A 9,120-nucleotide genomic window follows, 5' to 3' on the forward strand; every position below is an offset into this window, starting at 1 on the left:
GTGTATTGTGTCTGTAATGCCGATGTTGTCTGGGTTTCAACGATTATCACACACTCCAAATGTCTACTCCAGTGTCTATATGCTCCTGCGAGTCGCAGGGTATTCAGAAGAGATGGGTAATCCTCCCATTATTAGCTCGGTTGAGTGGAGGGAGGCGTCAAACTGCTAACAATCAAGTTGAAATGCGGCTATAGAACCGATGCGTCAATTGGTCACACGGCAGCAGAGGGCTTTTTCGCTACACTGCCCCGAAATAAAATTGGGGCGCATTATGTCTGCCAATCAAATGAAATTTTTATGGGGTTTAACCCTTATCGCCTTGTTGGTGATGGTGCTTTATTTAGGCAGCCACCTACGGGCATTAATGTCGGTCGATCAGTCGGTTATACCCGGCTGTGTGATTGTAGACGGGCAGTGCACTATTCAGCTGGATACGGGATTGTCGATTCGTATGTCGGTATCTCCTTGGCCTGTTTTGGCGTTGCAGCCCGTACAGTTTGAGGTGCTGGCAGATGATTTACAGCTTAAGGCCGCCTCATTGGCATTGACCGGACGCAATATGTATATGGGGATACATCAATACAGTTTGCAGCCTAGCATTGATCAAAAAACACTCAGCGTTACGGGCACTATTAGTGTCTGTACCGAACGTGTAATGCCTTGGCGTGGGCGTATTGATTTAGAGACTGCGACGGGTAAACAGCAAATTTGGTTTGATTTTGATGTCATTCAGCTTTAATAAGGTCGATTCTTGTGACGCTTAACTTTCAAAATTAAAAGGCCATTTGATGTTTAAACAATTTCAGAAACATTTTCTTAAAGCACTGATGATGCTGGTGCCTGTTGTGGCGCTGGTTACAGGTATGGAAGCATTCCAAAACTGGCAACAAAAGCAACAAGCTGAACAGATCCAGAGCAACATAGGTGGTGATTTCACCTTGCAATCAGCCGATGGCGATTATCAGCTAAGTGCTCATCCCGATAAGCTAGCGGTGATCTATTTTGGTTATACACAGTGCCCTGACATCTGCCCAACATCCTTGTCGGTGCTGGCACATGCTTTTAAACAGCTTAGTGATGATGAATTGAAGCGCTTTCAGGGCATTTTTATCAGTGTTGACCCAGAACGTGACTCAGTGCAGCACCTGAAAGAATACAGCAAGTTTTTTCACGACAATATTATTGGCTTGACCAGCACACCAGAGCAGATTTTAGCACTGTCGCGCCAGTATGGTGCTTTCTACCAAAAGGTTAAGTTAGAAGGCAGTGCGATGGGCTACTCCGTTGATCACACCTCGGTGTTTTATATCGTCAATAGTGATGGAAAAGTGTTAGCAACGGTGCCGCATTCTGGTGATCCGGCTCAGATTCTAGCGGCACTGAAACAGCAGCTCTAGCCATGCTAAGTGATGCTTTACTTACTCAATAGAAAGGAAATCCCATGAAAAAATGGTTTATTAGTTTTGTACTGGCGTTAGTGGCGCCATTGGCCTTGGCTGCTAGCAGTGTAGATGTCATAAAACCTTACGCTAGAGCAGTACCTCCGGGACAAGAAAATTCAGCTATGTTTATGATGCTGAAAAACAAATCTGCGCGCCCAGTTAGCCTGATTAGTGCACAAAGTTCAGCAGCAGATGTTGTAGAGTTGCATACGCACACTATGGCGAATGGTGTGATGCAGATGCGCCAAGTGTCTGAGATTAATATTCCAGCTAACAACCATGTCAGTCTACAGCCGGGTAGTTTTCATATCATGTTGATTGGCTTGAAGAAGCAGCTGAAAGAAGGCGATAAAGTCAGCGTAAAACTGCATTTCAGTAGTGGTGAAATGGCGATTGTTGAGATGCCAGTGAAAGCGGTTCAAATGATGAAAATGAAGCACTAACCTTTTAGGTTAGGGTGAAAAGCAAAGCGCCCGACAAGTTCGGGCGCTTTGCTGTGTGTCGCGGGTGAGCGTTTAAACGGCGTCTGGGCCACTTTCACCCGTACGAATACGGATCACTTGCTCTAATGCAGAAACAAAAATCTTACCGTCGCCAATTTTACCTGTGTTGGCCACTTTTGTGATGGCATCAATTACCTGATCTACCACGTCATCACCGACCGCAATCTCAAGCTTCACTTTAGGTAAAAAATCAACCACGTATTCTGCGCCACGATATAACTCAGTGTGTCCTTTCTGACGGCCAAAACCTTTTACTTCAGTAACCGTAATACCCTGAACACCGATCTCTGACAGAGATTCGCGTACATCATCTAATTTAAAAGGTTTAATAATGGCGGTAACCAGTTTCATTGTCTTACTCCTGTGGAAACGGTAACCAGCGAACGGCACGCCGCTGGCCAAATAATGCTGAGTGTAATGCTATTAAGTGGCAGGTTTTGCAAAGTGATAGCTGAGATTAACAACAGCGTTTGCAAGGGTGCACACTCATCCATTGGTTTAATTCTGTGTATAGCATACTTCGATTACTCAGAATAAAAAAGGGCACCCGAGAGTGCCCAACTGTTTGAGGATTGCTCCTCTCATTTTCTCAATCGCAATTTCTAGTTATTCATAAGTGATTCAATTACTTGTTGGTGAACTCTGGGTAAGCTTCCAGGCCACATTCTGCAATATCAACACCCTCATATTCTTCTTCAGCTGATACGCGGATACCGACTAACGCTTTCAGTACACCCCATACCACTAAGCTTGCAACAAACACCCAACCGAAGATTGACACGATACCCAGAAGCTGCGCTGCCAAAGTTGCATCACCGTTGCTTAAAGGCACTGCCAACAGACCCCAGATACCTACAACACCGTGTACAGAGATTGCACCCACTGGGTCATCAATGCGTAGTTTGTCTAAGGTGACAATCGCAAACACCACCAGTAAACCACCCACAGCACCAATCATGGTTGAAGCAAAAGCAGTAGGTGATAGTGGGTCAGCCGTGATGGCAACCAAGCCTGCTAGCGCACCGTTCAATACCATAGTTAAGTCTGCTTTGCGGAACCACAGGCGAGCCAGAATCAGAGCTGCAATCGCACCACCTGCTGCACCTGCGTTAGTGTTCACGAACACTTGTGCAACTGCGTTTGCTTCACCAACGTCAGACAGTTTCAGTTCAGAACCACCGTTGAAGCCGAACCAACCCATCCACAGAATGAAAGTACCCAGAGTTGCCAGAGGCATATTGCTGCCTGGGATCGCATTCACTTGACCGTTAGGGCCATATTTGCCTTTACGAGCACCTAGCATCAACACACCTGCTAAAGCAGCCGCTGCACCAGCCATGTGAACGATACCTGAGCCTGCGAAATCAGAGAAACCTGCTTCGCTTAGGAAACCACCACCCCAAGTCCAGTAGCCTGATACTGGGTAGATGAAGCCAGTCATCACAACCGAGAACGCTAGGAAAGCCCACAGCTTCATACGCTCAGCCACCGCACCTGATACGATAGACATAGAGGTCGCCACGAACACCACTTGGAAGAAGAAGTCTGAACGGGCTGAGTAGTAAGGTGCATCCTCACCGCCTGCTAATACGGCTTCAGTGGTGTGTTCATCACCAATTAAGAAGCCTAGGCTTGGCAGAATGCCACCCGCTTCGCTGCTGTACATCAAGTGGTAGCCCACCAACAGGTACATGGTACAAGCGATGGCATAAAGCGCGATGTTTTTGGTTAAAATTTCAGTGGTGTTCTTAGCGCGTACTAAACCCGCTTCTAGCATGGCGAAACCAGCCGCCATCCACATTACCAATGCACCACAAATCAGGAAATAAAAGGTGTCAAGCGCGTACTTGACTTGTACTAAATCTTCCATAGGAAGGCCCTCCAGAGGCATAAGATAGTGTTCGGCTTAGATTGCGTCAGTGCCACGCTCGCCAGTACGAATACGGATAATCTCTTCTAAAGTGCTGACAAAAATTTTGCCGTCACCAATTTTTCCAGTGTTGGCCGCACCAGTGATGGCCTCAATCACTTGATCAACCTGCTCACTTGAAACGGCCACTTCTAATTTGATTTTGGGTAGAAAATCCACCACATACTCCGCCCCACGATACAGTTCGGTATGACCTTTCTGGCGGCCAAAACCTTTCACCTCTGTTACGGTGATACCTTGAATACCAATCTCTGATAAGGCTTCGCGCACATCGTCTAGCTTGAATGGTTTGATAACGGCTGTGACCAGTTTCATTTGCTTTCCCCTTTCACGTACCACGCAAGTCGTGATTTAGATCTGTTGATTAAGTCCTTAAACTGAGCGGCTTTTAGCGGTGCATTACCTTTCAGCCAACTTGTCTTAGATTTTGCATAGGCTGTGCCAACAAGGAAAAACTCTTATATTTCATGTTGTTACATTTGAATTGTCTTTTTCGCTTGTGCGGAAAACATCAAAGATGAAAAGCTGCTGCACCGAATGAAATCTATGCACCAACTTTGTGCTCAGTTTTGGTGCATTAAAAATGCACCAAAACAGAACAGTGTCAAAAGCAGCGTGCAAATAGAGCAGAGATTAGAAAAAGTGATACCATGTTTTAATAACAAACCCTCTTTTTAGTTAAAATCAGCACGGCCAAAACCGCTGCATCTAACAGGTAGTCCCATGTTAAAAAGTGAAATGATCTCTGAATTTACCCGTCAAATAAGCGACAAACTCTCAGGCGCGGGTTTACCGGGTGAAGCAGAAATGAAAAGCCAAGTGCAGCGTGTAGCTGAGTCTGTATTCAGCAAATTGAACTTAGTCACCCGTGAAGAGTTTGATATTCAAAACGAAGTGTTGCTCAGAACTCGCAGTAAAGTTGAGTCGTTAGAACAACAAGTAAAAGCACTTGAAGAGATTGTGAAAACCCTCAGCGAGCAATAAGCTCAAGGGACTCAACGCAGGGATATAGATTAAAACAAGGAGGTTTTATGAGCTTAGCCGTAGTGTACAGCCGAGCGGCTGTGGGTATTGATGCCCCAGAAGTGCGAATTGAAGTCCACATGAGCAATGGCCTACCTGGCCTTGCCATCGTGGGTATGCCAGAAATGGCGGTGCGTGAAAGCAAAGACCGTGTACGTAGCGCACTCATTAACGCAGGCTTTGAGTATCCGCAGCGGCGTATCACCGTTAACTTAGCCCCTGCTGACCTACCCAAAGAGGGTGGTCGTTATGATCTTGCCATCGCCTTAGGCGTCTTGGCCGCCTCAGGCCAAATTCCCAGAGAAGCCCTATTAGATTACGAGTGTTACGGTGAGCTTTCGCTCTCCGCTGAATTGCGACCAGTCACGGGTATATTGCCGGCAGCGTTGGCCTGTGCTCGCGCCCAGCGTAAAATGCTAGTGCCTGCGCTCAATGCCAATGAAGCTGCATTGCCTGAGCAAAATGAAGTTTACAGTGCGCAACATCTGCTAGATGTCACCGCAGCTCTGCATGGTCATCAAGCCCTGCCTTTAGTGCAGCTGAATGCAACACAGCTGAAAAGCCATAGGCCGCCTACCCTTGACCTTATGGATGTTAAAGGTCAGTTCCAAGCACGTAGAGCCTTAGAGATTGCCGCCGCAGGTCAGCATCACCTGTTATTAGTGGGGCCGCCGGGTACAGGTAAAACCCTACTATCCAGTCGATTAGGGGGCATCTTACCGCCCATGACCGAACAAGAAGCCTTAGAGGTGATGGCGTTGGCGTCCATTTCAGGGCGCTTTGATCTTGATCACTGGGGGCAACGCCCCTTCCGAAGCCCGCATCACACCGCTTCAGGCGTGGCACTTGTTGGCGGAGGTTCGCGCCCGAAACCCGGTGAGATCAGTTTGGCGCACAACGGTATCCTCTTTTTAGACGAGTTGCCCGAATATGATCGCCGTGTTTTAGAGGTGCTGCGTGAACCGCTAGAATCTGGAGAGATTCACATCTCCCGTGCCACCCAACAAGTCCATTACCCCGCACAATTTCAATTGGTGGCCGCGATGAATCCTTGTCCTTGCGGTTATTTTGGCGACAACCTGCGCCAGTGCCGTTGTAATCCAAAGCAGGTACGCAGTTATCAAAGTCGGCTCTCAGGGCCGTTATTGGACCGCATTGACCTACAAGTTGCCGTCACTAGCCTACCGCCCGAACAGTTGGCCAGTCGCCAAGCAGGGGAGTCGAGCCAGCAAGTGCAAGAACGAGTATGTCGCGCCCGCGAGCGTCAAATAGCACGCTGCGGCAAAGCCAATGCCCAGCTCACAGGGCGAGAGTTGGATCAACTGGTGCAGCTAGAAGACAGCGCCAGCCAGTTGTTACAGCAAGCGATGCAGCAGTTGGGATTATCACCGCGCAGCTATCATCGCATCTTAAAAGTGGCACGCACCATTGCGGATTTGGCGAATGAAGAGCAAGTGGGGATTAGTGCCGTATCAGAAGCGTTAGGGCTTCGGCAGCTCGACCGCTATATACAGCAGTTGGGGTGATAGCAGGAGGTTAGTATAGGGGGCTTTCGTTGTGTTGCTCTGCATAAAAACTAAAAGGCCTCTCTCACGAAAGGCCTTTTAGTTAAAATCATTGCAGCTTGGATCTCTTAGGTCTGGCCGGAGCGAAAGCAAAAAAGATATTGGCCCAAGTGCCTACATTTCGAAGTATAGGGACATCAGGAACGGCATGCAACCTCATAATATCCAACAAACCCATCAAGATATTTCGCTGGCAAGGTTGTCTAGCTATCAGAATGTTTGGATTAAGGTTGTTGAGCGATAAGTTGGAGGTGTCTTAAATAGAAGCTATTTTTTTGTTGTAAAGCTATACTAGATGCTTATTAATAGATTGTTTTAAAAAATATTAGGTCAAGATGGCAGATGGAATTGATTGATGTTTAATGTGTCTAATAATAACAAAAATTACTCTAAGCCCAATAGAATAATTAATCGAAACCAATCATTTAACTATTCTTCTTTAGCAAGAAATCTATACCCAGTTGATTTTCATAAAGATCCGAATCTTTCAGGTCAATTATTTTTAGAAGAAACGATTAATTTAGCTTGCAAAGAAGCAGACAACCTTCTTAATAGCGGATTAAATCTGTCTTTTAGGGAAGAAAATAATAAAAAAATCTATTTTATTGAATCCTTCCCACAAAAAATCGTACTAAGGCGATGTGCTGAAAATATAAAGTTACATTGTTCTGTAGAGTATAGGAATAGAAATGCTATATGCAAGGAGATCAAATGTTTTTTAAGTAATCATACTAAATATAATTTGTATAAATACGACATTAAAAATTTTTTTGAAAGTTCTGATTCTGCCCTAGTAAATAAGACTTTGCTAAGCTACGGAAAATTATCAAATCAGAATAAATATATTATAAAGAATGTTGTTGATAAGGTTGGCTTTCTTCCTCGGGGCGTAGAAATTTCACCAGTCTTAGGTGAAATTATATTAGATGAATTTGATATTGAAGTAAGGCGTCATCCAGAGGTTGTTTATTATTCAAGGTTTGTGGATGATATATTTATTATAACAACTTCTTATGAAGAAAACTTCGAGAGTTATTTGAATGACAAGTTACCTAAGCCTTTACTTTTTAATGAGCGTGAAGACAAGAAAGATAAATTGTGTGTTGAAATGGTTGGGAATAATAAATCATCAAAAAGTTTTAGTTATTTAGGGTATGTGTTTAATATAATAGATGATGCATCTAAAAATAGAGCGATAAAGATAGATATATCTGATAAAAAAATAAAGTCGATTAAAACAAAGGTATCAAAGGCTTTGTTATCATATTCAAAAGACGGTGATTCTGAACTGTTGTTGGATAGGATTCGGTTTTTAACCTCTAATCGTCAAATGCAAGATAAGAATACAGGTATGAAAGTGCCTGCTGGAATATATTACAATTATAGCCTGATAACTGAAAGCTCTGACTCTCTAGAAAAACTAGATGCTACGTTTTACCATTTTATTTATAACTATGAAAAGTTCTTTAAGAAAAGTAATGGCAAAATAATGTCTAAAAATCTCAAGCGAAGACTATTGAGGTTTTCTTTTAAATATGGTTTTGAAAACAAAGTTTTCGTAAAGTTTAGCTTAAATAGAATTTCTAAGTTAGTAAGGATATGGAAGTAAGGATGAAAATTAAATTAGACAAGAAAGATTACCTGCGCTCTATTTTAACAGATACATCCCCTAGCGATGTTCCATCGATATTTTCTAATGAAGGTTTCTATATTAACTCAAAAATATATGATTTATGTGATGATGAGGTTGAGTCATACTCTTATATAAAAGAAATTTTTGAGGAATATATTAATGACAAAGGACGTGTATCTGCATTAGTCCCGTTTAAGTATAAGATATACAAAGATGGTAAGTCATTAAGAGGCCTTAGCTTGCTACATCCATCTTCCCAATTTCAGATAGCAAATTTATATAAGGAATATTCTCCAATATTAAATAATCTTTGCACGAAAAGTAAGTTTTCTATTCGTGCGCCGGTTAAAGTTTCTAACTCATTTTGTATTAAAAGCGATGCAAGAAGTGTGTCAAATGATTATAAAATATTTGATGTCGATACTATTGATTCTGAGTTGTATAAAAGAACGGCTTCTTCTTATTTTGCGTATAAGGGAGTGACTAGATTGTATAAGTTATACAATTCAAGCCGATATATTGATTTAGAAAAAAAATATTCTAACATGTGGATGTTAGATATATCAAATTGCTTTAATAGTATTTACACGCACTCAATTGGTTGGGCAATAAATAATAAAGAATACTCTAAGTTTTATGCATCTAAGAGGGTATTCCATATTTCTGAAAAAATAGATTCTTAGCGGCAAATTCTGAGTGCAACACCTAATCCAATATCGGGTAAGGTGTTGTTATGACATACAAAGAACTCAACATAGAAGAGCGTGCCACTATTCAAATTGGCCTGCTTCACAATCTCAGTCTGCGAAGTATTGCTCGCCTACTTGATCGAAGCCCCTCAACAATCAGTCGAGAGATTCGTCGTAACCAGCTTGCCGATGGCCTATACGAAGCACCTAAGGCTCAAGCCAACCGTCAGGCTCGAAGAGTAGGCTGTCGACCAGTGAAAAAGCTTGCTCAGGGTAATGAACTGTTTGACCTCGTGATTTTGATGCTGCGTCAGAGGTTCTCTCCACAGCAGATT

The 9,120-nt window shown here is 43.4% G+C and carries 11 protein-coding genes; 8 read left to right on the top strand and 3 right to left on the bottom strand.

Annotation, left to right across the window (positions count from 1 at the left end; genetic code table 11):
• Window positions 1–271 precede the first annotated feature (271 nt).
• The 3 genes from B5D26_RS14790 to B5D26_RS14800 are packed head-to-tail and all read left to right on the top strand — an operon-like array spanning window position 272 to window position 1,885.
• A complete protein-coding gene (locus B5D26_RS14790; protein ID WP_078746491.1) occupies window positions 272–739 on the top strand; it encodes a hypothetical protein in 468 nt (155 codons plus the stop codon).
• Window positions 740–788: 49 nt separating this feature from the next.
• Entirely contained in the window at window positions 789–1,397 is a 609-nt protein-coding gene (locus B5D26_RS14795) for an SCO family protein (RefSeq protein ID WP_078746492.1), read from the top strand.
• A gap of 44 nt (window positions 1,398–1,441) precedes the next feature.
• The gene (locus tag B5D26_RS14800) at window positions 1,442–1,885 is read left to right on the top strand and encodes a copper chaperone PCu(A)C (RefSeq protein WP_078746493.1); all 444 of its coding nucleotides are present in this window, start codon (window positions 1,442–1,444) and stop codon (window positions 1,883–1,885) included.
• A gap of 72 nt (window positions 1,886–1,957) precedes the next feature.
• On the opposite strand, the gene glnK (B5D26_RS14805) is transcribed toward B5D26_RS14800, so the two are convergent.
• The 3 genes from glnK (B5D26_RS14805) to glnK (B5D26_RS14815) form a co-directional block, all read right to left on the bottom strand.
• Entirely contained in the window at window positions 1,958–2,296 is a 339-nt protein-coding gene (gene glnK, locus B5D26_RS14805; protein ID WP_078746494.1) for a P-II family nitrogen regulator, read from the bottom strand.
• A 274-nt stretch (window positions 2,297–2,570) separates the two neighbouring features.
• Window positions 2,571–3,815, bottom strand: coding sequence for an ammonium transporter (locus B5D26_RS14810; RefSeq protein WP_078746495.1), 1,245 nt, complete (start codon window positions 3,813–3,815; stop codon window positions 2,571–2,573).
• Window positions 3,816–3,851: 36 nt separating this feature from the next.
• Complete coding sequence (gene glnK, locus B5D26_RS14815; RefSeq protein ID WP_078746496.1) at window positions 3,852–4,190, bottom strand: P-II family nitrogen regulator; 339 nt, start codon at window positions 4,188–4,190, stop codon at window positions 3,852–3,854.
• A gap of 408 nt (window positions 4,191–4,598) precedes the next feature.
• Between glnK (B5D26_RS14815) and B5D26_RS14820 the strand changes: the two genes are divergently transcribed.
• The 5 genes from B5D26_RS14820 to B5D26_RS14840 form a co-directional block, all read left to right on the top strand.
• Entirely contained in the window at window positions 4,599–4,859 is a 261-nt protein-coding gene (locus B5D26_RS14820; RefSeq protein WP_078746497.1) for an accessory factor UbiK family protein, read from the top strand.
• Window positions 4,860–4,906: 47 nt separating this feature from the next.
• Window positions 4,907–6,424 carry a YifB family Mg chelatase-like AAA ATPase gene (locus B5D26_RS14825; protein ID WP_078746498.1) on the top strand — a complete coding sequence of 506 codons (1,518 nt, stop codon included), beginning with the start codon at window positions 4,907–4,909 and terminating at the stop codon, window positions 6,422–6,424.
• A gap of 394 nt (window positions 6,425–6,818) precedes the next feature.
• Complete coding sequence (drt3a, locus tag B5D26_RS14830; protein WP_078746499.1) at window positions 6,819–8,072, top strand: antiviral reverse transcriptase Drt3a; 1,254 nt, start codon at window positions 6,819–6,821, stop codon at window positions 8,070–8,072.
• Between the two features lie 2 nt (window positions 8,073–8,074).
• The gene (locus B5D26_RS14835) at window positions 8,075–8,779 is read left to right on the top strand and encodes a hypothetical protein (protein WP_078746500.1); all 705 of its coding nucleotides are present in this window, start codon (window positions 8,075–8,077) and stop codon (window positions 8,777–8,779) included.
• Window positions 8,780–8,829: 50 nt separating this feature from the next.
• The coding region (locus B5D26_RS14840) for a helix-turn-helix domain-containing protein (protein ID WP_143833105.1) at window positions 8,830–9,120 on the top strand (291 nt) is incomplete at its 3' end.

Source organism: Oceanospirillum multiglobuliferum (assembly GCF_900167095.1).
In the GTDB taxonomy this organism is placed as follows: Bacteria; Pseudomonadota; Gammaproteobacteria; order Pseudomonadales; family Halomonadaceae; genus Oceanospirillum; species Oceanospirillum multiglobuliferum.